At 56.8% G+C, this 23,977-nt stretch carries 35 protein-coding genes; 31 read left to right on the forward strand and 4 right to left on the reverse strand.

The features are described from left to right. Window positions 1–18 precede the first annotated feature (18 nt). From RBB80_RS16780 to RBB80_RS16790, 3 genes are all read right to left on the reverse strand, one after another. Window positions 19–141 carry a hypothetical protein gene (locus tag RBB80_RS16780; protein ID WP_433963644.1) on the reverse strand — a complete coding sequence of 41 codons (123 nt, stop codon included), beginning with the start codon at window positions 139–141 and terminating at the stop codon, window positions 19–21. Further along, on the reverse strand, window positions 141–668 hold the full coding sequence (locus tag RBB80_RS16785) for a hypothetical protein (protein ID WP_433963645.1): 528 nt from the start codon (window positions 666–668) through the stop codon (window positions 141–143). Before RBB80_RS16785 ends, RBB80_RS16780 begins: the two co-directional genes overlap by 1 nt. 130 nt (window positions 669–798) lie before the next feature. Further along, entirely contained in the window at window positions 799–1,503 is a 705-nt protein-coding gene (locus RBB80_RS16790; RefSeq protein ID WP_433963646.1) for a hypothetical protein, read from the reverse strand. Window positions 1,504–2,859: 1,356 nt separating this feature from the next. Between RBB80_RS16790 and RBB80_RS16795 the strand changes: the two genes are divergently transcribed. The 14 genes from RBB80_RS16795 (at window position 2,860) to RBB80_RS16860 (ending at window position 12,238) form a co-directional block, all read left to right on the forward strand. Then, the gene (locus RBB80_RS16795) at window positions 2,860–3,525 is read left to right on the forward strand and encodes a hypothetical protein (protein WP_433963647.1); all 666 of its coding nucleotides are present in this window, start codon (window positions 2,860–2,862) and stop codon (window positions 3,523–3,525) included. Then, window positions 3,525–3,806, forward strand: a complete 282-nt coding sequence (locus RBB80_RS16800; protein ID WP_433963648.1) for a hypothetical protein — start codon at window positions 3,525–3,527, stop codon at window positions 3,804–3,806. Before RBB80_RS16795 ends, RBB80_RS16800 begins: the two co-directional genes overlap by 1 nt. A 9-nt stretch (window positions 3,807–3,815) precedes the next feature. After that, a complete protein-coding gene (locus tag RBB80_RS16805) occupies window positions 3,816–3,980 on the forward strand; it encodes a hypothetical protein (protein ID WP_433963649.1) in 165 nt (54 codons plus the stop codon). A 29-nt stretch (window positions 3,981–4,009) separates the two neighbouring features. Beyond that, on the forward strand, window positions 4,010–4,162 hold the full coding sequence (locus RBB80_RS16810; protein ID WP_433969720.1) for an HNH endonuclease signature motif containing protein: 153 nt from the start codon (window positions 4,010–4,012) through the stop codon (window positions 4,160–4,162). Beyond that, entirely contained in the window at window positions 4,163–4,552 is a 390-nt protein-coding gene (locus RBB80_RS16815; RefSeq protein ID WP_433963650.1) for a hypothetical protein, read from the forward strand. 534 nt (window positions 4,553–5,086) lie between these two features. Continuing rightward, window positions 5,087–5,488, forward strand: a complete 402-nt coding sequence (locus RBB80_RS16820) for a hypothetical protein (RefSeq protein WP_433963651.1) — start codon at window positions 5,087–5,089, stop codon at window positions 5,486–5,488. Continuing rightward, window positions 5,427–6,914 carry a terminase large subunit gene (locus RBB80_RS16825; RefSeq protein WP_433963652.1) on the forward strand — a complete coding sequence of 496 codons (1,488 nt, stop codon included), beginning with the start codon at window positions 5,427–5,429 and terminating at the stop codon, window positions 6,912–6,914. Before RBB80_RS16820 ends, RBB80_RS16825 begins: the two co-directional genes overlap by 62 nt. Continuing rightward, window positions 6,911–7,150, forward strand: coding sequence for a terminase TerL endonuclease subunit (locus RBB80_RS16830; protein WP_433963653.1), 240 nt, complete (start codon window positions 6,911–6,913; stop codon window positions 7,148–7,150). The genes RBB80_RS16825 and RBB80_RS16830 overlap by 4 nt, the downstream gene beginning before the upstream one ends. Window positions 7,151–7,164: 14 nt before the next feature. Continuing rightward, window positions 7,165–8,880 carry a phage portal protein gene (locus tag RBB80_RS16835; RefSeq protein WP_433963654.1) on the forward strand — a complete coding sequence of 572 codons (1,716 nt, stop codon included), beginning with the start codon at window positions 7,165–7,167 and terminating at the stop codon, window positions 8,878–8,880. Further along, window positions 8,873–9,592 (forward strand): HK97 family phage prohead protease, encoded by a 720-nt coding sequence (locus RBB80_RS16840; protein ID WP_433963655.1) that lies wholly within the window; start codon window positions 8,873–8,875, stop codon window positions 9,590–9,592. Before RBB80_RS16835 ends, RBB80_RS16840 begins: the two co-directional genes overlap by 8 nt. A 168-nt stretch (window positions 9,593–9,760) precedes the next feature. After that, on the forward strand, window positions 9,761–10,960 hold the full coding sequence (locus tag RBB80_RS16845; protein WP_433963656.1) for a phage major capsid protein: 1,200 nt from the start codon (window positions 9,761–9,763) through the stop codon (window positions 10,958–10,960). 52 nt (window positions 10,961–11,012) lie between these two features. Then, the gene (locus RBB80_RS16850; RefSeq protein WP_433963657.1) at window positions 11,013–11,207 is read left to right on the forward strand and encodes a hypothetical protein; all 195 of its coding nucleotides are present in this window, start codon (window positions 11,013–11,015) and stop codon (window positions 11,205–11,207) included. After that, a complete protein-coding gene (locus RBB80_RS16855) occupies window positions 11,208–11,882 on the forward strand; it encodes a head-tail connector protein (RefSeq protein ID WP_433963658.1) in 675 nt (224 codons plus the stop codon). Further along, window positions 11,879–12,238: a phage head closure protein gene (locus RBB80_RS16860; protein ID WP_433963659.1), complete on the forward strand. Its 360-nt coding sequence runs from the start codon at window positions 11,879–11,881 to the stop codon at window positions 12,236–12,238. Before RBB80_RS16855 ends, RBB80_RS16860 begins: the two co-directional genes overlap by 4 nt. Here the strand turns inward: RBB80_RS16860 and RBB80_RS16865 are convergent. Further along, complete coding sequence (locus RBB80_RS16865; protein ID WP_433963660.1) at window positions 12,224–12,637, reverse strand: hypothetical protein; 414 nt, start codon at window positions 12,635–12,637, stop codon at window positions 12,224–12,226. The genes RBB80_RS16860 and RBB80_RS16865 overlap by 15 nt on opposite strands. A 2-nt stretch (window positions 12,638–12,639) precedes the next feature. On the opposite strand from RBB80_RS16865, the gene RBB80_RS16870 reads away from it, so the two are divergent. From RBB80_RS16870 to RBB80_RS16950, 17 genes are all read left to right on the forward strand, one after another. After that, window positions 12,640–13,128 (forward strand): hypothetical protein, encoded by a 489-nt coding sequence (locus RBB80_RS16870; protein ID WP_433963661.1) that lies wholly within the window; start codon window positions 12,640–12,642, stop codon window positions 13,126–13,128. Window positions 13,129–13,206: 78 nt separating this feature from the next. Then, on the forward strand, window positions 13,207–13,590 hold the full coding sequence (locus RBB80_RS16875) for a hypothetical protein (protein ID WP_433963662.1): 384 nt from the start codon (window positions 13,207–13,209) through the stop codon (window positions 13,588–13,590). Window positions 13,591–13,607: 17 nt separating this feature from the next. Beyond that, complete coding sequence (locus RBB80_RS16880) at window positions 13,608–13,937, forward strand: hypothetical protein (protein WP_433963663.1); 330 nt, start codon at window positions 13,608–13,610, stop codon at window positions 13,935–13,937. A gap of 2 nt (window positions 13,938–13,939) precedes the next feature. Next, window positions 13,940–14,203: an HK97 gp10 family phage protein gene (locus RBB80_RS16885; RefSeq protein ID WP_433963664.1), complete on the forward strand. Its 264-nt coding sequence runs from the start codon at window positions 13,940–13,942 to the stop codon at window positions 14,201–14,203. 234 nt (window positions 14,204–14,437) lie between these two features. Beyond that, window positions 14,438–15,118 (forward strand): hypothetical protein, encoded by a 681-nt coding sequence (locus RBB80_RS16890; protein ID WP_433963665.1) that lies wholly within the window; start codon window positions 14,438–14,440, stop codon window positions 15,116–15,118. Window positions 15,119–15,147: 29 nt separating this feature from the next. Beyond that, window positions 15,148–15,402, forward strand: a complete 255-nt coding sequence (locus tag RBB80_RS16895; protein ID WP_433963666.1) for a hypothetical protein — start codon at window positions 15,148–15,150, stop codon at window positions 15,400–15,402. A gap of 308 nt (window positions 15,403–15,710) precedes the next feature. Further along, window positions 15,711–16,877, forward strand: a complete 1,167-nt coding sequence (locus RBB80_RS16900) for a phage tail tape measure C-terminal domain-containing protein (RefSeq protein WP_433963667.1) — start codon at window positions 15,711–15,713, stop codon at window positions 16,875–16,877. A gap of 18 nt (window positions 16,878–16,895) precedes the next feature. Beyond that, window positions 16,896–17,546 carry a hypothetical protein gene (locus RBB80_RS16905; RefSeq protein WP_433963668.1) on the forward strand — a complete coding sequence of 217 codons (651 nt, stop codon included), beginning with the start codon at window positions 16,896–16,898 and terminating at the stop codon, window positions 17,544–17,546. Between the two features lie 5 nt (window positions 17,547–17,551). Then, the gene (locus tag RBB80_RS16910) at window positions 17,552–18,103 is read left to right on the forward strand and encodes a hypothetical protein (RefSeq protein ID WP_433963669.1); all 552 of its coding nucleotides are present in this window, start codon (window positions 17,552–17,554) and stop codon (window positions 18,101–18,103) included. Window positions 18,104–18,107: 4 nt separating this feature from the next. After that, window positions 18,108–18,569: a DUF6950 family protein gene (locus tag RBB80_RS16915; RefSeq protein WP_433963670.1), complete on the forward strand. Its 462-nt coding sequence runs from the start codon at window positions 18,108–18,110 to the stop codon at window positions 18,567–18,569. Between the two features lies 1 nt (window position 18,570). Further along, window positions 18,571–20,514, forward strand: a complete 1,944-nt coding sequence (locus RBB80_RS16920; RefSeq protein ID WP_433963671.1) for a hypothetical protein — start codon at window positions 18,571–18,573, stop codon at window positions 20,512–20,514. Continuing rightward, window positions 20,511–21,782 carry a carbohydrate binding domain-containing protein gene (locus RBB80_RS16925; RefSeq protein WP_433963672.1) on the forward strand — a complete coding sequence of 424 codons (1,272 nt, stop codon included), beginning with the start codon at window positions 20,511–20,513 and terminating at the stop codon, window positions 21,780–21,782. The genes RBB80_RS16920 and RBB80_RS16925 overlap by 4 nt, the downstream gene beginning before the upstream one ends. A gap of 2 nt (window positions 21,783–21,784) precedes the next feature. Beyond that, complete coding sequence (locus RBB80_RS16930) at window positions 21,785–22,138, forward strand: hypothetical protein (protein WP_433963673.1); 354 nt, start codon at window positions 21,785–21,787, stop codon at window positions 22,136–22,138. Between the two features lie 4 nt (window positions 22,139–22,142). Continuing rightward, window positions 22,143–22,496 carry a hypothetical protein gene (locus tag RBB80_RS16935; protein ID WP_433963674.1) on the forward strand — a complete coding sequence of 118 codons (354 nt, stop codon included), beginning with the start codon at window positions 22,143–22,145 and terminating at the stop codon, window positions 22,494–22,496. Further along, entirely contained in the window at window positions 22,497–23,009 is a 513-nt protein-coding gene (locus tag RBB80_RS16940) for a hypothetical protein (RefSeq protein WP_433963675.1), read from the forward strand. After that, window positions 23,009–23,266, forward strand: a complete 258-nt coding sequence (locus RBB80_RS16945; RefSeq protein ID WP_433963676.1) for a hypothetical protein — start codon at window positions 23,009–23,011, stop codon at window positions 23,264–23,266. The genes RBB80_RS16940 and RBB80_RS16945 overlap by 1 nt, the downstream gene beginning before the upstream one ends. Further along, on the forward strand, window positions 23,247–23,969 hold the full coding sequence (locus tag RBB80_RS16950; protein ID WP_433963677.1) for a hypothetical protein: 723 nt from the start codon (window positions 23,247–23,249) through the stop codon (window positions 23,967–23,969). The genes RBB80_RS16945 and RBB80_RS16950 overlap by 20 nt, the downstream gene beginning before the upstream one ends. The last annotated feature ends 8 nt before the right edge of the window (window positions 23,970–23,977 follow it).

Below are 23,977 nucleotides of genomic sequence, written 5' to 3' on the forward strand. Positions count from 1 at the left end.
CTAAATGGGAAGATCAGGTTACTGATCGAGCTTGCGGAATTTACGTTCGAGCAATGAAAGGCGGACTCGATAGTAGGTGGATGCGAGGATCGATGCAGCGATGATTGCGGAGGTGACTATGAGCAGGGGAGGAGTCGTCATTAAGCAGCCACCTGTTCCGCCGGGAAGTTGGTGTAGGCGAACTCTCCTTGCTCCTGCCGAGCGCGTCGGTCATAGGCCTTCGCGGCTTCGATCGGATCATCAAAATGACCTATCAGCTTGTTTGTGCCGTTGACCCAGATTTGCGCGCGCCATCTTCCGGACTTACTGGCACCCTTGTTCCAGCTGACCCCTTTAAACGTTGACACGTTGTCGGTGCGTCGCCGGCGGTTCCGGCAGTTTTGCTTTCGGGTGGCGATACGCAGATTGCCTCGAACGTTGTCCAGAGTGTCATGGTTTTTATGGTCTGGCTGTCGAGCATCTCCATGTTTGAGTCCTAGGATCTGGCGTGCCATCTGAATCGTCGATCGCTTGCCGTTGACGTAACCAGATCGGAATGCGTACCAAGAGCGCGATGACTCACTGTAGCGTGCGTACCATTTATGTTTGGAGAGCTCGTCGTAGTCTGCTTCATCTACTCGGGCTACGAGTGCGCGTGATAGAGGGATTGTGCGTGTTGCTTCTGTCATTGAGTTGTACCTTCGATGTGCGCCGGGGGAGACGCGGTTGCCGTTCAATGACGGTCGGTGGGATGGAGGGCGGAGCGGAGGGGTTAGAGGGATATTGCGGCTTGGCGCGGCATTAGATCAGAAGCCCTGATCAGGCTGCCAGTAATTCAGCAGCGCCGGGACTCCATCGGAGAGTGTTGGCACGGAAATCTTCGTCCAAGTCATCCCACTCGAGAACCAGACCTTCATCCTCATCCTCAGTCGTGACTTCCCGGAACTCCGACTTGAGAGCCCACCGGTCATACCTCGATCCCGAGTTGACCAGGAACCGAAAGAAGTGGGCACGGAGGAATCTGAATTCGGCCAGCAGTAAACCAGTACCTTGGCGGGAAGGAGCATTCCCATATTTGCTTGATGTGAACAGACCCTTGAACTTGCGTATCAAACGAGCCTGGTGGAGGCGAACCACAGCGCGGATAACGTACGGGTGTACGTTATTCCGCTTGGCTACCTTCGGGTCCTGCTTGGGGAAGCGGTAGGCATCCGTGAAGATCTGCCGGCAAGCGCGAGGATCCAGTTTGCGCGCCTGCCGGTCCTGAAAATCATTGAACGTCTCCGTGCCACGGCATCCGCAGCCCACGATCTTGCCATCACGAAGGTCCTGTGTGCGAACTACTTTGGTCTTCTTCTTAGGGCAGGAGCAGACAACTTCAACCTGAGGGTTGCGGTCTGTAGCCGACTTGCGTGGAGCTCGCCGGATGACCGTCAATCGTCCGAATGTTTTCCCGATGAAGTCGGCCAGGTCGCTGGGCTTGCGGCCGCGTTTGGACTTGAGGGAGGTGGTGTTGCTCGTCATGATTCGAAAGTATCCAATTGATGGAACGAGTCAAAGGTAGTCGCTTGACTCGGAAGTCCCGTACGGGGCTTCTACTTTCGACTAGTATAGCGGTTCGCGGACAAACACCAAATTAATGCCCAGAAGGCTTCAGGTCGGCTTCCGCCGGTAGACGACACCTGAATTGCAACGAACCTAATTACAACTACTATCCAGTCGAGTACTCAGCCTCCACCGAGTCACTCAGATCACTGTCTACCCACAGCAAGGCCAAGACAACAACATTCTGCATGTCGGTGTCCCACCCGAAAGACGAGACCTTAAATACTCAAAGGACAGTGGTGGAGACTGTGAGTTTGGAGAGTTCAGGCCCTGCGGTCGGGCTGGAGCCGCCGACATGGGCCGATGTGGATCAGTAGAAGCCTTTGTGTTCTCGAGCAGCCTGCCGACGTAGAGGGGATACACGATCCCGCCGATACTCAGACTGCCCCTCTATCCCCCACATGAATCAGGTGTGCACTCACTTTGCACTCTCAACCTCAGATCGTCACTCGCAAATAAAGTGCCCTATCTTGCTGAAACAGGGGCCAATTTCCCTCACTTGGACGGAATAAGGTAGTAGAGGCCACTGAGCCTCAACTCTTCCGGCAGGCCGCGGCCGAGTCCCCTAGATGGGCAGCACAACGGCGGCCACTCCACCGACTCTCGCTCCGCTCCGTGCCCCAGGCATCCAGCGCGTGCAGACTCCCTCCGCAACTGAAATAGAGCAGAGTCGGTGATGTCTTTGGCACCAGCATCACCCTATTGCACGATCGACATAAGCACCATTAGCTGTCAGAAAAGAGCGGCCCTATAGCTCTGGCAGCCGTAGAAGTAAGGGTCCACATCCACCAGATTCCCCCAGCTGATTACACAGCTGGTCACAAACCCTGGAGTCATCCATGGCGTGAAAATCGGGTGGGCCGCCAACACGATCGGGTCCTCACAGCAGAGAAGATCCGCTCTCGGGGCAGCTGGCGTAAGCGCAGCTGCCGCCCGGATACACGACCGGGTAAGCAAGTAATGGTTAATGCACCCAGGCGAACGGCTCAGCTGTTCATACGAAGGTCTGGGGAGTCCGGAATGAACACCCGGCGGCGAGCAGCTTTGATCTGGTACCAGCCTGAGTAGTCGGCCAATCCGGAGAGGTGAGCTCGTTTAGATGACCTGAGCTACCAAGCGTGCCATGTAACGGGATGACAGGAGACAGAGCCTCCTTACTCCAACGACTGGTTACACAGTCACTGCTCTGCTAGAGGACCTTCGTGTATCTACTCGCCAACATCTTGGAGTAGTGAAGTTCCCGGTCACTTCTCGCAGTCCTCAGGAACCTAATTCATGTCTACGACCCCGACTACAGAGGCACCGACAGTAACTTCGATCTTCAGCTCGTCGATCTTCCACGATCACATCCGTACCTGGACCTTTGTCATCCTCGCGGCTTCCACGGTCGGCTTCCTGTACGTACACGAGTCGAACGCCAACGCTGCCAGGAACGCTCTGGCTTCCCAGGCAGTCCAGCAAGGGCAAGTTCAGCAAGCCACGATAGACAAACAGATCCAGGCGATCCACGCCGACACCCAGACCCAAGTCGCAGCCATTCAGCAGCAGATTCAGGCCGTTCAGACAGTCCAACAGGCGATCGCTGCTCTCAAGCAGGCGTCGCCGGCTCCGATCACCATTACACCGCTGATCACGACTCCAGCCACACCGACCACACCAGCAGTGACCACCGCGGCCGATAAAGCAGCAGGCACTGTACCTGTAGCAACCATCACAGGCAATGATCTGAAGACACTGGCTGATAACGCAATGAGCTGCAAAGAGCAGTCGGTTGAGTTGAACAGCTGCAAACAAACCGTCACTCTCGAGAAACAGAAGGAAGCGGATCTCACAACAGAGAACGTTGCCCTCAAGAAGATCAAGATTCAGCCAGCATGGAAGAAGATGCTGACCACTATCGGTCAGGTCCTACTCGGTGTCGCTGTAGGAAGGGCATTCTAATGTCGACACTCACCGACCAGCTCAAGGCGAATCTACCCGCCATCAAGTCCAGCGTTCTACACGCTGAGACTGCAATCAAGACAGCTTCTGTCACTATCATCTCTGGCGCCGCGCTCACGACACATCAGTTCCTGACTTCAGCCGAGCACATCGAAGATCTCTTCACTCCAGCCGGACTGCTGAAGATCAAGCACAACCTTATATATGGTGGGATGCTCTCAGTCTTCGGTCTCTTCGTTCCGTCTCCGATCAAGAACCTATCTGTCCCGCCGGCGAAGTAGTCATGCCCTATGCAGCGAAGAAGTCATGTCGACGACAGGGCTGTCCAGAACTGGTCGCCAGTGGATACTGTGAAGCCCACGCCGATCACCGTAGAGATCATGACCGGTGGCGTGGATCAGCAGCATCTCGTGGCTACGACGCATCATGGAAGCGCTTGCGAGTCATCGCACTGAAGCGCGATCGATATCTATGTGTCGCCTGTTTGGCAGCCGGCCGCCTCGTAACAGCAACTGATGTTGACCATAAAGTACCAATATCAGTGTCACCTGAACGACGACTAGACATTTCCAACTTGCAGTCACTCTGCCGTGCTTGTCACCGCGCCAAGACCGCCAATGAACAAAGGATCAACTGAATGAGTCGTGAAGTCTATCAAGTCTATGACGGTGATGAGCTGCTGCTTCAAGTGCCAGTGAGCGTCGTCGGACACAGGCCGATTCCAGCAAACGCTGTGTGTACCGTTCCTGACTCAGACATGTGTCCCGTGACCGGTCACAGAATCTATCCGTTGCACGGTCGTGTTAGATCCGAACCGCACCCCAAGACACTCGAGTTGCATTACGTTGCCCAGTTCTATCTCGTTCACGATCATCACACCAGAGCAGTCATCGTCGACTGCACACAGCCTGTGCTCTACAGCAAGGTGCTGAACGAAGACGGCTCACAGCGACGCATCAGTGCCGACACGAAGATCATCAAGACCACGGTAGATGATGACTCACCCTGCGATCAGGTGTATCAATGAAACTAATGTCTTGGATACGGTCTAAGCGAACAGGATCAGAGTCGTTCAACAGCGTGTGGCCGCCGATGATGCCCGGCAACCATAGAGCCGTCAACCAGGTTCCTTCTACCAAGCGATACATCGTAGACAAGACTGAGTCAGACGAGGTGAACAAGACATCAGAGCAAGACTGACGTTCCAAGTCGGCCATCAACAAAGTCAGTCACTGCTTTCTTATGTTCGACACACCAACAGAACTTAAGACCAGTAGGAACTGATGTGTATCCATGTTTCTGACTGAACGAGTCTGTTCTCTCACGAAAGAACCCAACAGCATCAACTGAACAGCCAACCATACTGCATCCGAATGGAATAGAAACTGGTTTCATCATTGCACCTACGCTCTGTGATGCAGAGTCAACGTAAGTCGTTGTACGGCAGGGTCTTAAAGGTGCTGCACGGGGTATGGGGTCATCATTTGTTTCAGGCAGCGGCACGCGAGACCACACACCGGTCGCATTTTCATACCCACACTTCAGCAAAACCGACCATCCTATGCCAGCTCACCGTAAGTCGATCGAAGCTCACGAACTGAGTGGAGCCATCGCGAAGAATCCGAAGCGGTTCACTCAGCGTAAAGCAGAGCCGAGGCCAGCGTCAGCTATAGGCCCGGCGCCCAAACACCTCAATAAGGAAGAGAAGGCTGTCTGGAAAGAGATCGTAGACTGCGCTCCCGCGGGCTCACTTGGTTCCTCTGACCGAATCATCCTCGAGGTTGTGTGCAGGCTGACGCAAGCATTCCGTAGCGGGACACTATCCCGCGCGTCTGAAGTAGCCCAGCTCATGAATGGCCTGGGGAGGCTCGGGCTATCCCCGGCAGATAGAGCAAAGTTGAATGTCGAACCAGACCAATCAAGTAAGCCGGCCGAGTCCGATCCCTACAACTTCCTCAACTGAAAACTTTAGCCAGCGTGCGTTCAACTATTGCACCCGTGTCGTCACCGGCGAGATCCCGAACTGCCAGTGGATCCAGAAATCCTGTCAGCGTTACCTGGATGACCTAGCCCGCACCGACTGGCGCTGGACCTACGACCCCGAACGAGCCGAGAGGGTTTGCAAGTTCATCCAGCTCTGCCCCCATGAGAAGGGTGAGAAGCAGGGAAGTCCTCTTCTCCTTGAAGACTTCCAGGTGTGGATCGTGTGCTCCATCTTTGGATTCGTTGACGTAGACACCCGTCTGCGCCGGTTCAAGGAAGCCGTCCTGCTGATCCCGAGGAAGAATGGCAAGTCTCCCCTGGCTGCCGCCATCTCGCTCTACATGACGTTTTTCGATGGTGAGCCTGGAGCCGAGACGTATTGCGGCGCCTTGAGCGAGGAACAGGCATGGGAAGTCTTCCGGCCTGCAAAAGCGATGCTCGAAGGGCTGCCTGAGCTCTGCAAGCGATTCGGCATCGTTGTCAACGCCAAGTCCCTGATCCAACCATCGACCCGCTCACGCATGAAGCCCGTCATCGGCTCAGGCCGAGACGGTGCAATGACTCACCTGTTCATCGGTGACGAAGCTCACCAGTGGAAAGACTCTTCGCTGTACGACGCCCAGTCCACCTCGATGGTCGGCAGGTCACAGCCCCTCAAGCTCATCATCTCCACCGCCGGCGACACGATCGAAGGGCCGTGTCACTCCAAGCAGGGTGAAGTCGAGCAGATGCTCAACGGCACCATCCCGAATGATCGTCTCTTCGGCGCGATCTACACCGCAGACCCTGACGTCGATTGGACCAGCAGGGAAGCCCTACTTCAAGCAAACCCGAACTTCGGAGTCAGTGTATCTGAAGAGTTCCTGGTTGAAGCTCAAGCCGAAGCGGTACGCAACTCGGCGAAGCAGGGTACGTTCCGATGCAAGCATCTTAACCACTGGGTCACAGCAGCGACCGCCTGGATGAACATGGAGTTCTTCCGCCGGTGTGCTGATACCTCCCTCAAGGTCGAAGACTTTAAGGACGATGTCTGTATTCACTCGTCCGACCTTGCTAGCAAGATTGATCTCGCCGCTACGATCCGGTTGTTCCGGCGCGACATCGATGGAAAAGCCCACTATTACGCATTCACACGTTGTTACCTACCTGAGGCCAGGATCAATGATCCAGCCAATCAGCATTATCAGCGTTGGAAGCATGACGGGTTCCTTATCGCCACTAATGGGAACAGCATGGACTATTCCATTCTCGAAGCGGACGCCATCAGAGACATTCAGCAGTACAAGGTCCGGGAACTGGCGTTTGACGCCCGTTATGCGGACCAGTACGTGCAGCGTATCAACGAAGCTACTGGCGTAACGCTCGCTGAGGTTCCCCGTCGCCTGCGGTCTTGTCGCCGGCCATGAAGGAGCTGGAAGCAGCTGTCTACGATGGCCGTTTCCACTATGACGGACACCCAATTCTGACATGGTCGATGGGTAACGTTCTATCCAGAGAGACACCTGCCGGCAATCTGACGATGCCGGACAAGCCGAAGCCAGAAGCAAAGATCGATCCAGCTGTCGCCCTCTTCATTGGAATGTCGCGCGCCATGGTCATTCCAGCCAAGAAGAGGAAATCATTCACGCCATTCGTCATATAAGGATCACCCGTAGCATGGGATTCAAGTCTGCCATCAAACAATTCGCCCGTGAACTGCGGACACCTGCGATAACGCAGCTTGAGCTGCGTGGCGACCCACTCAATAACCCCGCCATCCCGCTGTCCACCTCTGGCTTCCTCGCTTGGGCTTCCTCCGGCGAGCCGACGGCCAGCGGCGAACAGGTCTCGATCTCGACCGCTCTGCAACAGGCCACGGTCTACGCGTGCGTAAGAGTTCTATCCGAGTCCGTCGCATCGCTGCCAGTCAAGGTGTACGAGCGCATCGACAAGGGCCGCAAAGAGTCCACAGATCACATCCTCTCCCACCTGCTTGGAGTGGCTCCGAACTCGGAGATGACATCATTCACGTTCTGGGAGTCGATGGTTGGCGCACTCGCGCTGACCGGAAACTGCTTTGCAGAGATCCAGCGCGATAAGGCTGATCGCCCCGTCGCCCTCTGGCCGCTGCACCCTCAGCTCACCGAACCCAAGCGTGACAGCAACGGAGACCTCGTCTACCAGACCACCGACGGAATGGCTCAGGGTAAGTTCCGCGTCATCGCCTCAGCCGATGTGCTCCACGTACCTTTGTTTTCGTTCGACGGTCTCAAGGGCCTAAGCCCCATCCAGCTTGCCCGGCAAGGAATTGGACTAGCACGAGCGTCAGAGAAGTTCGGTGCTCGATACTTCGGCAATGGCGCTAAGCCAGGCGGAATCCTCTCCACCTCATCCGATCTGGACGATCCTGAAATGCAGGCAGTGAAGGAGTCTTGGGAACGTACTCAGGGCGGCGAGAACCAAGGCCGCACCGCTGTGTTGCCCGGTTCCTGGACTTATACGCCAATCGGCATTAGCCCGGAGGACAGCCAGTTCCTCCAAACGCGTCAGTTCCAGCGCACCGAGCTGGCAGCCTTGTTCCGCATCCCTCCTCACATGGTGGGCGACACGAGCAAGCTATCAAACTCGAACGCCGAACAGTCCTCGTTGATGTTCATTACCGACAGTTTGAGACCGTACTTATCCAGGCTCGAAGCTGAGCTGGCCCGCAAGCTGCTCCCGGTCATCGGACGCAACTCTGGTCGCTTCTTCGTCCAGTTCGACGTTACGGAACGACTGCGCGGAGACTTCTCGACTACGATGACCGGCTTCGCAACCGGCAAGCAGTGGGGATTCTTCAGCACCAACGATGTGCGTGAAGATCTCGGACTCAACCCAATCGGCCCGACAGGAGATGTTTACTGGTCCCCTGTTAACATGCAAAACTCAGCCCGTCTCCTGGACACCGAGTCCCTGCAGGATCAGCCCATCGGCGGACCTCAGCCAAACCCTGACGGTGCGCCAACCCCAGCTGAACGGTCGATGCTGAACCGGTACTCCTCGGCCTACATAACGATCTACCGAGACGCGTTTAAGCGGCTTATCAAGCGTGAAAAGCGTGATTTCGACACCATTTCCGCACTGTTCAAGCCAGTCCTCATATCCATTTCCGAGGCTGCAGTTAGCCACGCCTACGGAGAAGTAGAGAACCGTGACACGTATGTTTCGGCGAAGAATATCGAATCGGTCTGCCGGTCCATGGCAAAGCGTGCCGAGACGTTCACCGAGGCAGAACTTGACGCTCAGGCTCAGCAAGAATTCGTGAAGGCGATCCGTTCGCTGCACATCAACACACACCGCGACGCCGCAGCAGCCGCAGCGGAAGCAAGTATCACGGAGACACCGAATGAATAAGCGCGAAGTACGCCAGATCAAAGCCCGCGAACTCCGCGTTGCGACCAACGACAAGAGCCAACGCGTCCTGTCCGGATACAGCTCCGTCTTCAACTCGCTGTCCCTGGACATGGGTGGCTGGTTCGAGCTGGTGTCCTCCTCAACGTTTACTCGTACACTCCAGGAATCGCCTGATGTGCTCTGCCTCTACTCGCATGACACCTCACTCGTCCTAGGCCGCACAAAGTCGAGCACGCTGACTTTGACCATCGATCAGACCGGGCTGCGCTTCGAGTGCATCCTGCCGGACACCACCACAGCCAACGACCTCGTCGTCTCAATCGAGCGTGGTGATGTGGACGGATGCTCCTTCGGATTCGTCTGTCAGAACGATGTGTGGAACGAGGACAATGAAGGCCGCGTCGTTCGTACTCTGCTCGATGTCGACCTCTACGAGGTGACGATCACCGCCGCCCCAGCCTACCCCGACACCTCAGTCTCACTCCGATCAGCACCCAAGGAGATCCGGTCTCGGATCAACGAGACACGAGATGAAGGTTGCACCTGTGGATGTCAGGAATGCAAGGATGGCGACTGCGTCAACTGCTCCGACACCGCATGCAGCGACTCCAACTGCGAGCACCGCGATGATGACGACGTAGAGATGGGCTCCCGTGACTGGAAAGAGACCATGGAACTCCGCCTCAAGCTCGCATCTCTCCGCATGAAATAAACCCCACCTTTCGCAAGGTCCTCGGTCAGCTCCGTCTGATGCGTTCATTCGCACCCGTCCGCCTTGCTGCTGCGAAGCACCGGCCCGCCGCCGTGCGCTGTCCTGCGCCCTCCGCCAACCCATTGCTCCAGCCCCCGGCATACAACCGGCGAACTCAAAGGACTCACCATGATTCTGAAAGACATGAAGGAACAGCGCATCAAGCTGATCACGGACGCGCAGGCAATTCTCCAGCAGGATGTTGTCACCGCCGAGCAGCGCACCTCCGCCCACAAGATGCTTGCTGACGTCGAAGCTCTCGAGGCCGACATCACCCTCGTTGAGCGCTTCGCGCAGCTCGACACCGAGACCCGCTCCACCCAGCGCCCGCCCCGCCCCGCACCCGGCGACGGTTCGGTCGAAGGTAACGAAAAGCAGAAGGCCGAAGCCCGCGCCTTCGAGAATTACATCCGCTTCGGTAAGGACAACCTGTCCCAGGAAGATCGCTCTATCCTCCGTGAGCGTCGCGACCTGAGCACCGTCAACGCTGGCACTATCATCCCGCAGCAGTTTCTGCCGACTCTCATCGACGCGCAGAAGCTGGTCGGTAACACGGTCAGCATCGTCGGCAAGAAGGTCACCAACAACAACGGTGCACCGATCAAGGTCTCCATGTCGAACGACACGGGCAACACCCTGACCACGATGACCGGCGAGAACACAGTTGTCGGTGAAGTTGATCCGGCCTTCTCCGGCTTCATCATGCAGACCGATACCGTGGCCACCATGGTGAAGGTCTCCGTGCAGGAGCTTGAGGACAGCTACTTCGACCTCAATGCCTGGCTGCGTGATAAGTACGGCCTGCGGTACTTCCGTGGTCTCGAGTTCTTGATCACGAACGGTAACGCGTCCAACGTCGCTTCGATCATCACCGGCGCAACCCTGGGCGCGACCACCGTCGCGAACACTGGTCCGAACTTCGACGACTTCACCGCGATCTACGGTGCGCTCGACCCTGCGTACGAGGGAACCAGTTCGTGGGTAATGTCTTCGACGACCCGCGCATACGTGATGGGCCTGAAGGACACGCTGAACCGTCCTCTGTTCATCCCCAACCCGTCGTCCGGAGTGCTGGACCACATCCTCGGTCGTCCGATCGTGCTCAACCAGGCACTCCCGTCGGCTGCGGTTGCTGGCAACACCGGCGTGCTCTTCGGAGACTTCAGCCAGGGTTACCTCCTGCGCACCGATGGCGACCTGAGCATCCGTCGTCTCGATGAGCGCTTCGCTGACTCGCTGGAGGTGGGCTTCCTCGCCTACGCCCGTGTCGGTGGCGCTTCCACAGACGCCGGTACGCACCCTCTCCTGAAGCTCGCAACTCACATCTAGCCCGATGCGTGAGGCCGCGCCCTGACCGGTGCGGCCTCGCACGATGTCTTCCATGCTGATTCGAATCCTGCACACATTCTCCGATGAGAATGTCTCCCTTCGGCCCATCCTGGTCAACGAACTCCTCGATGTTCCTGACACCATTGGCCTCCGCTGGATCAGCGAAGGCCGAGCAAAGACCTACCTGCTCAACTCCGTCACCTCTATCCCACCGAAGCGCAAACGTGAGAAGGCCTCCAGACTCTAAATGCCACTGTCCCTCCAACTCGTGACACCGCCCACCGTCGAGCCGGTATCGCTGCAGATGGCGAAGAGCCACCTCAAAGTTGACTTCCCGGATGATGATCTCCTCATTGGCGCATACGCTATCGCGGCCCGCCAGTACTGCGAGAAGTACACGCACCGAGCCTTCTTCAACCAGACATGGCTGCGCACGCTCGACTACTTCCCACTCTGGTGGGACGAGAACGGCACCATCAATCCGGCCAACCGGAACGACTGGCCCCACTACGCCAGCTTCTGGGACAAGATCACCATCGACCTTCCCCGTCCTGCAACCGTCAGCGTCACGTCGATCACCTACGTCGACTCGACCGGCGCACCGCAGACATTAGATCCAGCGCAATACGTTGTCGACACCACATCGATCCCAGCCCGCATAGTTCCCGCCAAGGGCACCTACTGGCCCACCGTGCTCACCTACCAGCCGGGATCAGTGAAGATCACTTTCGTCGCGGGATCATACGGCGACGGTGTGGACACCAACACCTGCCCACAGACCGTCGTGATCGCGATGCTGCTCCTTATCGGCCACTGGTATGAGAACCGGTCATCGAGCAGCGAGCTCAACCTGAAGAACATCCCCATGGGAGTGAACGCGCTGCTGGACACAGAGAAGGTCCAGGTCTTCAGTTACCGATGAACATAGGAAAACTCAACCGCCGGATACAGATACAGTCACAGTCCACCACCTCCGATCTCGACCCCTTCTCTCAGCCGACACCGGCATCATGGCAGACGATCTACAGCGCTTGGGCCAGCGTCGACATCCAGGCCAGCCAGTTGCTGTATTCGACTGCTGAATTTGTCTCGCAAACCACATATCGAATCACTCTCCGCTGGACATCCTCCGTCATCTTCTCAGCGCAACAGCGAGTCATCTACATCGAACCCACCACCGGCGTCACGCACACCTACGAGATCAAAGCGGTGGTCAATGACAAGGCCGCCAACAAGCAGGTCACCCTCCTCTGCTACGAGATTTCAGGACGAGAGTAGCCAATGATTGAACTCATCTTTGATGGCCTGCTTCGTGGGTCGGAGGCAATCACTGCGCTCGCAGTCGGCGGCATCTATCCTGTGGTCCTCCCCAAAGACCAGCTCATCTTCCCAGCGATCCACTACCTCTTCGTCGGCGGCAGCAGCAAGGCCACCCAAGACACTTACGGCACCCAACGTCAGCGAGTCGAGGTCAACTGCTGGGGCAAGAGCTACAACGACGTTGTGACCCTGCGACACACGGTCATCGCCGCACTGGCTCAGTACAACCAGCAGGGCATCTTCATCAGCCTCATCCAGACAATCGACTTCCCCTACGACGACGTTCTCCTCGAATACCGCGGGTTGGTCGAGTTTTATGTGACGAGCAACTTCACCCCTAACCCACAGGAGCATCATCCATGCCAGCATTCGTCCCCGTACCTAGCAAGTCCGCAGTTCTCGGAGCAGGAACCGTCCTCTCCATCGGCGGCGTCACCGGCGCAACCGGCACCGAAACCTTCATTCCGATCGGTGAGCTCACAGACTTCAAATTCGACGGCTTCAAGCGTGAGACCGCGCAAAATACGAACTTTGATAGTGGCCAGATTCGCTCTGATCTTGGCACCATTCTTGACTTCGGAACTCTCAGCGGAACTTACAACCGAGTCAGCAACAACGCGGGACAGTTGGCACTCATCGCAGCCCTCCAAGCGACCGGTGGAAACGCTTTTGACTTCAAACTCCAGCTGCCGGTCAACCCTCTCCAGTCACAGCTCGCCACCGGAGACTCCTACGTCATCTCGGGCATCGTGACGGAAGCAGGGTCGTTCGATATCTCTCAGACGAAGGTTTCCACCTCTTCGTTTTCGATCAAGATCAACTCTCTCGCCTTCACAGCCGGAGCCTAATAGTTCAATTGGGGCGTCTCCTCACGGGGACGCCCTCCTGTGTTAAGCCCAATCAACCTCTGAAAGTCTTCGATCCCCATGGCTAAAGCTAAAGCTGTAAATCCCCTGTTGCCCAAAATCAAGCTCGAGTGCTGCACCGGTGACTACTCCCTCTGCTACACCTACCGCGCCCTCAAGACCGCCGAGAAGATGCTCCGCGCTGCCGGTTACACCAAACAGGAGTCGAACCTCCTCGCCAGCCTTAGCCTCCAGGGCATCGACGCGACCCAACTCAGCATCCTCGTGTTCGCTGGTTTGATCACGCATCACCCGACCATCACCCTTGATGAGGTCGACGAACAGGTCATCACCTTCGAGAACATGTTCCAGTTCCCGGATTACATCAACGCCGCTTACATCCTCGCGATGCCTTCACTCGCGAAGCCTGAGGACGCGAAGCCGGACCCCACTCAGCCGGAGTAGCCCCGGATAGTGATGAGTTGTGGCACCGCTACTGGAGCCTCGCAAGATACGACCTCAAGCTCATGGACGACGACTTCTGGGATATGACTCCGAAGATGTTCGATGCGCTCCTGAAGCGTCAACGTGTCGGCCTCGAGATCGCAGACCGTCAGTTCGCTCAGCTTACTTGGTGGGTTGCAAACACCGGTCAGCGCACGCCGAAGAAAGAAACCACATACGAAGACTTCCTCGTCCTCCCGCGGCCGGGTAAATCCAACAAGGTCGTGGAGACGAAGAGGATTCGCATGACGAAACAGAAACGCCTCCACCTGGCTAACAGCCTGCGTGAGGTGCTGGGTAGGGGCTAGGCATGGCAGTAGACGGATTCGAAATCAAAGGGATCTCTGAGCTTCAAGCCAAACTGAACGACCTCGGCACCAAGGCTGCTGAACGTGCAACCCGCAAAGCTCTCCGGGCTGGTGCGCAGATCGTGCAGGCAGCGATCACGGAGCGAGCACCAGTTAAAGGACTACTCCGGCGGCATCCTGCCTCCTGGGGCACTCAAGTCGGACATCATCATCCGCGTCAGCGAAGACGGAGACGGTGTCCTCCAGGCCAAGATCGGTCCCGATAAAGAGACCGCGTGGATTGCCAACCTCGTAGAGTACGGACACCGTGGCGTCCAAGGGGGCAAATCACGGCTCTACGCCGACGGTAAGACCAAAGGACCCGGCAAGCAGACTCACGACGTCCCCGAGCATCCTTTCATACGTCCCGCCTGGGAGGCCGTAAGCCAGGAGGTAACGAACACCATCTGCACCACGCTGATAGCTGAGGTCGAGGCGGCAGCAGCAAGAAAAGGAAATTCATGAGCACTCAAGCGGCAGGCGGCGTAGACATCATCCTCAAGGTGGACGAGAAGCCAGCAGTAATGGGCTTCACCGCCGCCGGTCGCGCCGCCGAAAAGATGGGTGCAAGCGCCAAGGCTGCTGGACATACCACCGTCACGAGCATGCAGGCTGCCTCAGCGTCTATCCGCCTCCTCGAGAACCCACTCGGAAACAACACCCGCGCCATCGAGCGCCTGCTCTCCCAGTCGAAGCTCCTGAGCGGCGTCATGCAGAGCGCCTTCCCCATTGTGGGTGCCGTTGCGATGGCTACCATCATCGTTGACCTGGGTAAGAAGGTTTACGACTTCTCACAGTCCGCCAAGAACTCCCTAACCAACGTGAAGCAAGGGTTTGAGGCCCTGAACGATTCCACTCGCAAGTCAGGCATCGAGCTCGACGTCGCGAACGATAAGCTGGCGAATACGATCGCCAAGCTCGAGCATAAGCCGGAGAACCTGCTGGCGCTCGCTCTGGATGAGGATCGTAAAGCAGCGTTCGCACTCACCGAAGAAGCCAACCGTGCTTCGAAGACTATCGACGAGCTCCTCAAAAGAACTCCATCGGGGCATTCAAGCAGATCGGCCTCCAGCTACTCGGCACCGATGTCTCGAAGACCACTGGCAGCGACAGCGTCATCAGTTCCGCATTCGCAGACCTGAAGACCAGCAATCGTCGCGCTGACCAAGCATTGGACTCGGCCAAGCCAGGCGATGAAGTATCAGCAAAGGCCGCCGACCGCACCGCGCGTCTCTCCGCAATCACAGCGGCGATCGACAAAGTTGGCACCGAGCTGGGTAAGGTATACGACACCCAGCGCAATGATGCAGCAGCCGTCGCCGCAACTAAGGACAGCCCGTACGCCTATAAGGGCATCGACTTCTCAAACCAGACTGCCTCCTCGAGGCCGCTCTGGATCAGCTCAAGGGTGAGAAACACAATCTAGTCTCCGGTTACAAGGAGTCAGACCAGACGGTCGCCGCCGACGCTCTCGAACAGCAGAAGGGAGAGCAAACACGAGCCGCAGAGGCAGCCAAGAAGGCAGCCGAAGCCGCTCGTAAAGCGATCGAGGCTACGGTCAAGGCTTGGGAGCAAGACCTCGAGCTCTTCAAGAAGTGGCAGGCTTACGAAGCTGAGAACGTCAAGATCACCGGAGAGGACTACCGCGAACGGGAGAAGGGCAACTTCCTCTCAGACGATGCGAACAATCAGATCAACCAGACCGGCGCGGGATCCCTCGCACGCATCACCTCCATGCGTGAGACCCTCGACCTCAACAAGCAGAACTCCGACGCCCTGGCTCAGCAGGCTATCCAGATGGGTGTGGCAACCGGTCAGCTCACCAAGCTGGACGCGGCTCGCATGCAGGCTGCACTCCACACTCAGGAGTACAACGATGCGTTGAAGGAGCTGCAGGACCAGGCTAAGTATATTGCAACTGACAAGTCGTATCACACAGACGATGCCCGTCAGGCTGCTCTCACCTCGAACCGGAACGCTCAGAATCAGCTCACGTTCAATCGGAATAACCAGATCAACGAGGACAACCAGAACACCAACCCAGCCGCAACCTCGGGGCTGAAGGGTGCGACCGGTGCTTTGGACGACTTTGTCATAGCTTCCCGTGATGCGGCTGCTCAGATGCACGAGCTCGCCACGAACACCCTCAAGGGTCTCAATGACACCATCCTGCATGTACTAACTACACCGCACATGACGGGGAGACAGACCCGAGATGCCTTCGGCGATTATGGGGCGGGCCTGGCTAAGTCAGTTGCTGGCACTGCGCTGCAAAAGGGCGAAGGTTCAGTACTCGGCGCGTTCGGATTCGGCGGTGGCGGCAAGCTCGGCACCAAGAACAACCCGATGTATGTTACCTCGGCTGACAAATATCAACCGGGTAGCGGCGGCGGACCCGGGGGCGGTGGCGGCGGTTCCCAGTCTGGCTTTATGGGAATGGTCAACAAGATGTTCGGAACCTCTTTTGGGGGTTTCGGAGGTGGCGCGTTGGGACCCGGCTATGACGGTCTTGACGCTGTACAAGGTATCTCGCAAGGAGCATTCGCAAGCGATCAGGCAGCTGGTGGAATTGCTACCGAAGCCTCGGACTCTTCAGCTCTCGGCGACATAGCTGCCTTCGCTTCTGGCGGCGCGATCGACGGACCAGCTTTAGTTGGCGAACAAGGCCCAGAGCTCTTCGTTCCTCAGGGTCAGGGAGACATTATCCCCAACCACAAGCTCAAGAATATGGGTGGCGGCGGACACACGATCAACATCGATGCTTCCGGCTCAACCGATCCAGCTCAGACGCGAGTCCAAATGATGCGCGGCATTCAAGCCGCCGCTCCGCATATCTCTGCGTCCACGGTTCAAAGCCAGAATCAGGACCGTAGACGCACACCACCTTCACAGCGGAAATAACAACCTCCGAAAGAACTCATGCCTACATCTCTGATTAACGTTCTCGGTAATACCGTGACGCTGGTGACATTCCCTGCTCACTCGGGCGCACTCATGTCCGTTGATTGGAACTTCTCTACGGCTGTTGCCATGAGTAATTCCATCTTTACGGGAGGAGCACAGGCGCAGATATGGCCTGGCGCCGACGCTCTATCGGGAACAGCAACTTATCCTCCACTCACGCAGAAACAGGCCGACCCCGTCCTCGCGGCACTCATGCAGTGCCAGGGGATGCTGAACGCCTTCCAGCTCGGCGATCCCCTGAAGACTTCTCCGAGAGGAGTGATTCAGGGAACGCCGGTTGTGGATGGTTCCGTAGCCGTAGTCGCGGGTGGGCAAATCCTCTTCACCACAGGTTGGACAGCCTTGAAGTCTGGCTTGCTACTCGCCGGTGACTTCCTTCAGGTTGGCTTCCGTCTCCATCGCGTACTCGACACCGTCAGCTCGGATGTCAACGGCAAGGCGGCCATCAACATCTGGCCATCTCTACGTGAGGTTCCCGTTGCGAACAGCCCGATCATCACCAGCAACCCTCTCGGCTTGTTCCGTCTTGCGAGTAACAAAGGCACCTTCAGCAGCGGAGTAGACGGCCTCACTCACGTCTCCTACCCGTTCACGGAGTATCGGTAAACCACATGGCAAGAGCATTAGATCCCGCGCTGGCTACGGCCATCTCGGCTGGAAAGTTCCAGCCTTTCTTTATCGCGCAACTGAGCTTCCGATCCTCTATTCAATGGGTGTGGACGGGATATGGAACCATCATATGGAACTCCCAGCCAATTATCGGAATCGGTTCACTCGCTAAGATCGGTTCGATTCAAGAGGGAACCGATGTCCACGCTTTTGGAACCACAGTCACGCTCAGTGGTATCGATCCGGTGCTATTAGCGGACTGCATAACCGATATGCAACCCGGTGCTCAAGCACAGATGTGGTTTGGCTGCTTGGCCAATGGCGTCATCGTCGGCTCGCCGTATCAAGTCTTCAACGGCACCATGGACCAGCCCTCCGTGTCGATGGGTGTTGACAGCATCTCCATCACCCTCGCTCTCGAGACCAAGATGTTGGACCTCTCACGAGCCAGCAATCTGCGTTACACATCAGCCAGTCAGAGGGTGCTGTATCCCACGGACACAGCCTTCGGTTGGGTTGAGTCGCTCAATGACCAAGCCGACGTGTGGGGATAAATCTATGGCACTTTCAAGACTTCATGAACACTGGCGAGAAGAGCATTTCCACAACTTCCTTGTGGAGTCAGTTGGTAAGCCATTCGAATGGGGAACCAATGACTGCTGCCTGTACGCGGCCGACGCGATCCTCTCTTACACGGGAGTTGATATTGCCGAAGAGTTCCGAAACAAATACACCAATGAGTTCGGAGCACTACGAGCCATCAAGGAAGTAACCGGCGGCTCTACCGTCGCAGATGCAGCCGCTTACTGTGCTCAGAAGCACGGCTTAGAAGAGCATGCGTATCCGCTGATGGCTAAGCGAGGCGACCTCGTCGTCATCAAGAATGGCGACAACCTCATAGCTGGAGTTGTCCACCTGAACGGAAGAGACGTTATCTCAGTCTCCGAGGACGGACCCGTCCGTCTTCCCCTGGCCGACAGAAACGGCAAAGCACACATTGTAAGAAGTTGGAGCGTCTAGCGTGGCGAAGGCAATTGAAGGAGCAGCGTTAATCGGAGCGGTACTTGGGGCTGAAGTACTCACCGCAATGTTTGACCCCGCGCTCACAGTCAATCCAATGTTCCAGAAGGCCATGTTTGCTATTGCCATGGAAGGCATCAGCATGGAAGCTGGCGCTATCGCCAGCGCTCTAACCAACAACCGTGGACAGAACATCACCACCCGCACTCCCGCTTCTGCTCGTCAGATCATCTACGGTCAGCAGCGCGTCGGCGGTGTGATCATTTACAAAAGTACTACTGGTTCTCACCACGATCAACTCAACTACGTCATCGTGCTTGCCGGTCACGTATGCGACAGCGTCGTCAACATCTATTTGGATGGCCGCCAGGTTCACTTCGCTGGTGGCGTAGGCAGTGTGACTCGCAACGGTGTGACGTTCGGCGGAAACGCCGACGGTAACTCACACACAGGTCCAAACGGAGTTCAGTTCAACTTCGGCGGTAAAGTCTTCTGTCAGGTCGGCGGGTTCGGCGATCAGACAGACGGTACCGTCCTCGAAGGACTCACCGCCAACGATCCACTCTGGGCACCTGATGGCAAGGGCGGTTCGCCTTGGGTTGGCGGATGCTGCTATCTCTATCTCAAGGTTGAAAATGACCCAGGCACCTTCCCCACAGAGCCCGAGATCCGGGTTACCGTCAATGGGAAGAACAATATCTGGGATCCGCGTACTCAGACGTCGGGATTCACAGCGAATTGGGCGTTGGTTGCTGGAGACATAATCACCGATGCTCAGTTTGGTTTGGGCGACAACTCGGTGAACCAGCTTCAGTTGATTGCAGCGGCCAACGTATGCGATGAGCAGGTCCCTCTCGCGAGTGGGCAGACTGAAGCGCGTTACACCTGCAACTTTCACTACGACACGTCCACGGCTCCAGGCGATGCTCTATCCAACATCATGAACGGTGCCGCTGGCATGTACTCGCAGATCGGCGGCCAGCACTACCTCTGGCCTGCCTACTGGTCTGGACCGAGCTTCACCTTCGGGCTGCAACACCTAACCGACACGATTCAGTGGAAGCCAAACCACAGCGTGCCCGATCTGGTGAATGAGGTGAACGGTACCTTCATCGCCCCCACGTTCCCGTTCAACGTGGCCGGTAACCTTTACGACCAAAATGGGTTCTTCAACGGTCAGGCGCAGAACAACTTCAGCTTCGCCTTCCAGCCCACCAACTTTCCTCCATACGCTCAGGACACTCTTCACGGGTTTCCCTCGAATCAATGGTTGACTGAGGACGGTGGCCACCCACACCCGATGGAGCTCTCGCTTCAGTCTGTGCTGTCGATGGCACAGGCGCAGCGCGTAGCTAAGATCATGCTGCTCCGCAACCGCTTTCAGGGAAGCGGCACGCTCGAACTGAACATGTCCGGTTACGTGATGCAGGAGAAGGATGTCTTCTCTTTCAATATCCCCGAGCTAGGTTGGGTCAACAAGTCTCTTGAGGTGTTGGGTTCCAATCTCTCCGTCGTGGAGGACGAAGCCAGCGGTGCTCCGCTGATCAAGTACAGCCTCAATGTCAACGAGACTGACGCATCTATCTACAACTGGTCCACGATTGAAGAGCTGACCATCTATGATGTTCCGGCTCTGCCTTCTCAGACACCGTTGGTTCCTGCTCCGCCGACCAACATGCAGTTGTTCTCCGGTCCCAACGTAGCTCAGATCAATCCTGATGGAACCGTGAACAACCTGATTGTTGTTACGTGGGACACACCTCTTGACAACCGGGCGATCGGCATCCAGATACAGTTTCAGCCGTCGGGTGCCACGTCTTTTATTCAGAGCCCCCAGCGGATATCAGCCTCAACGAGCAGTGGATCAGCAACGTCATCCCCGGTGCTTTCTACAACGTCCAAATCCGGTCTTATCGAGCGAACGGAACATTCTCTTCCTGGGTGACCATCAACGACTACCAGGTGTCTCTGACGCCTACGTTCCTCGGCACACTGGCTGCTCAGATTCCTGTGATCACGGCTGGTTCGCTACTCGGCGGAACAGCACCCGGCGAGATGCTGGTTAACAGCAACTTCGCCAACGGTCTTGCAAACTGGATCACGGCAGTCGGTACAGCCTCTGCCACTATTGACACCGCTCAACACAAGATCGGTAGTCAGTCAGCTAAGGTTGTTGGAGGATTCATCTCTCAGACTGCGGCACTCACCGCTGGTCACACCTATCAGTTCCAAGCATGGGTGCAGGCAGCAGGGAACACTCTAGTCGGTAATGCTATTGGGGCTGCCATTGATGTCTCCGGTGGAGCAGTGACACTTCAAAAGGCAAGTCCTGCCAGTGCAATTTCTGGCAGTGTAACGGGAGCGATATTAGCTGCTACTGTGGCTACCTCGTTTACGTTCCTTCAACTCACGTTCGTAGCATCTGCTACTCAGAACTACACGCTGAGCCTCACAGACAACTTCGGAGGGACATTAGGGATTGGTGGCGGAGTTTGGTTCTCTGGAGTCTCACTCACCGACACAACCGGCGCAGCGGATGTTACGGCTTCTCAGCCCATCGTCTACACGGCAACGGGTTCGTCCATCGTTCCGAACGGCACCTTCTCCCTGGGAACACTTCAGGGTTGGGTCCTCAACCCAGCAGCGCCATTCACACTGGGTAGCGACTCGTTTGGACAGCGTGCTTTCGTCCCTGGTGGTATTGGTGTTGGTGGTGGGTTCATGTTTTCGCCTGCCTTTCAGGTCAATCCAGGAGCCAAGTATCGCATCACCTACACGGTCTACCACGGGTCCGGATCAGGCGGTATCTTTCTCCGCGTGGCATGGCAGCCCGGATCGTCCCAACCTGCAAACGTCATTCCGGGTGGAACTGGTAGCACATCAAACCCTGGATTCCAAGACTTCCTTGCCAACGGAAGCGTCACTTCGTCGCCCGTGGCTATGGCCTTCGACTGGACGGCTCCTGCGGGGGCGAACTTCGCTTCGCTGGCTTTGTATGCGATTGGAGCTTCTGACCTAGCTGTACAGTCAGTCGCTTGTGTCCCGTACGCAGCTACAGGTCAGTTTGGTGCCGACGTCACAGGGAGCAACACTTCCAACGACACCAGCCATGTTGACGGTGTTCCTTCCACGACTATCGCCAGCGTGGTCCCAACAGGCTTCAAGTTGGAGATCAATTCCGGTGCTCGTCTTTACTCACTCACGGCGATCTAATCATGTCATTCCAACTACGCGATGAAACAGCCGGAATTGACATCATGTTCGTCAACAACTCCAACCAGATGGGGCTTGGCTCGTTGCCAGTCAACGGCCAAGCCCTGACGGTCAACAGCTTCGGTATTGTGTCGCCGCTTGCCATCTTCGGGAATCTACTCGCGGTACCTGGTGTTCCTCTAGCCAACACGGGCTCGGTGAACATCTCTCCCGGAGGTTCTACAGGGATCACAGTGGTCTCCATCGTAGTTCCTACGGTGACGGCTTCTCAGGCTCCTAGCTCGGTGACTACAACGACCATTACCTGGACCAACGCCTCTGGCTTCACAATCACCGTCACCTACGGAACCTGGTAAAGCCATGCCATTCAATATCGCCAATGCGACAGCCGGGACTCAGTTGCTGACCGGGGATAACTCCGCGAACGTCAACGTAGGTCCCGGTACGGCAACCACCCACCTGTCCTTCAACGCTCACCCGGTCGTGGGCAACAATGCCCTGGCAGCCAACACAGTCACTTCGGCTGCGCTGACTCGCTTTCAGGGATCAATCACGATTGGCGCTGGTGGGACCGCCACCATCTCTGGTCCGAAGTTTGCGGGAATCGGGAGCGTGGACGGCGGAGGAATCCTCTACACCTTTACCCTCCCATCGTCCTTCACGATCGCCAGCACCAACACCAGCAGCCACACGTTCAGTTATGCGGTGCTTTAAATGTCGATCATAGTCAAAGATGAAACTGCTGGTCTGTTGGTATTCACGATCGATAACGCAGGCAACATGACCTTCGGGGATGGAACTCCCATCACGGCGGGGACGCTGGGCGGGATCGGCATCATCGACAGCAACGGTCACATCCTCCACGGCGTTGGTTCCGCAGCGATCAACTTTGCCAGTGGCTCAGGCTCACTGTCGTATCAGGGTAATCAGGTCGGCGCTGCCACCACGGTGACTATCCCTACCCAAGCAGGTCGGCAGCCTACTGTCCAGGTCGACAGCTTCTTCCCGACGAACATTGTCATTATGCAGACCGGCACTCCGGAGAACCCCGGTGGTCCGGAGACGATTCAGTCCTTCGTTCCAAGCATGAGCGTAACGGCTCTGAGGAATGGTTCGTTCGACATCACCAGCGGTACACAAGTCAGCTCAAACACAAACTCCACAGCGCAAGAGGAAGACGCTCAGGTGAGCTCTCTCTGGCTCAATTACTCCTACAGGTGGCTTTAATGATCTATTATCTCGAACACGATTCGGCTGGGAATATCTATCACGTCGCGTGCTCCATAGACGCGACGATTACCCCGCTTGTACCAATGGCCATCCTCAAGGACGCGAAGGGTGATCTGATCACTCCGTTTGCCGACCCTGTCGGGATCACTTCGGAGCAGTTCAATCAACTTCTGAATCACAACGACGACTTCGTCTACGATATCGCCACGGAAACCATTGTACCGAGAGTAGCCAATGCCCCAGCCACTGCTTAATTCGTTCAAGCACTTCTGCTTTCACACTCCCCGCGCGAACGTTCATCAGCACCCGGACCTGTATCGATGCAGTCGCGGCGCGGCTCACGAGAAGCTACTCGCTTCCACGAGCCAGCACGTTCCGGATCATCACGTTGGTCCGCAGAGAGTATCTGCTGAGGCTCCGGCTGTGTTCCCTGAAGGGTATGTTCATCCCGAGGACACCATCATCCATGAGGCTGATTGTCCGGCATGCAATGACCTTGCCGAGGCCGCGGCGAACGGTGCTTCCCCTTGCCCAGTGAGCATTCACATCGATATGGCGAAGCAGGCCGGTCTGGTCGACGAGAAGGGAAGCGTCTCATGTCCCGGTTGTGGCGGTCCAACGACCCTCGTACCCGGACAAAAGATTGCTGAGATCCACGCGGCCCTCTGCACGGACGAGACTATCCACTATCCGCAGATGCGCAAGGCTGGCACTCTTTCCGAGGCTGACTACCAGAAGTGGAAAGCCACACTATCCCGCGAAGAACTCTGTGGCGTGTACAAGCGAGTTCCGGACATCCATGTGATGGCGTCCTTCACTCATGAAGAGACGGCTTTGATGGGGACGGACGCCTTCAACCTCCTCATGAGCGAGCGGCTACGTGAGCGGGCCGAAGCGGCACTCATGCACCAGGTCCCGCATCGTCACAAGACCACCTCCCCCACCGTTTCCCTCTAGCACCAGAA

Source organism: Tunturiibacter gelidiferens (assembly GCF_051013345.1).
GTDB classification, from domain to species: Bacteria; Acidobacteriota; Terriglobia; order Terriglobales; family Acidobacteriaceae; genus Edaphobacter; species Edaphobacter gelidiferens_A.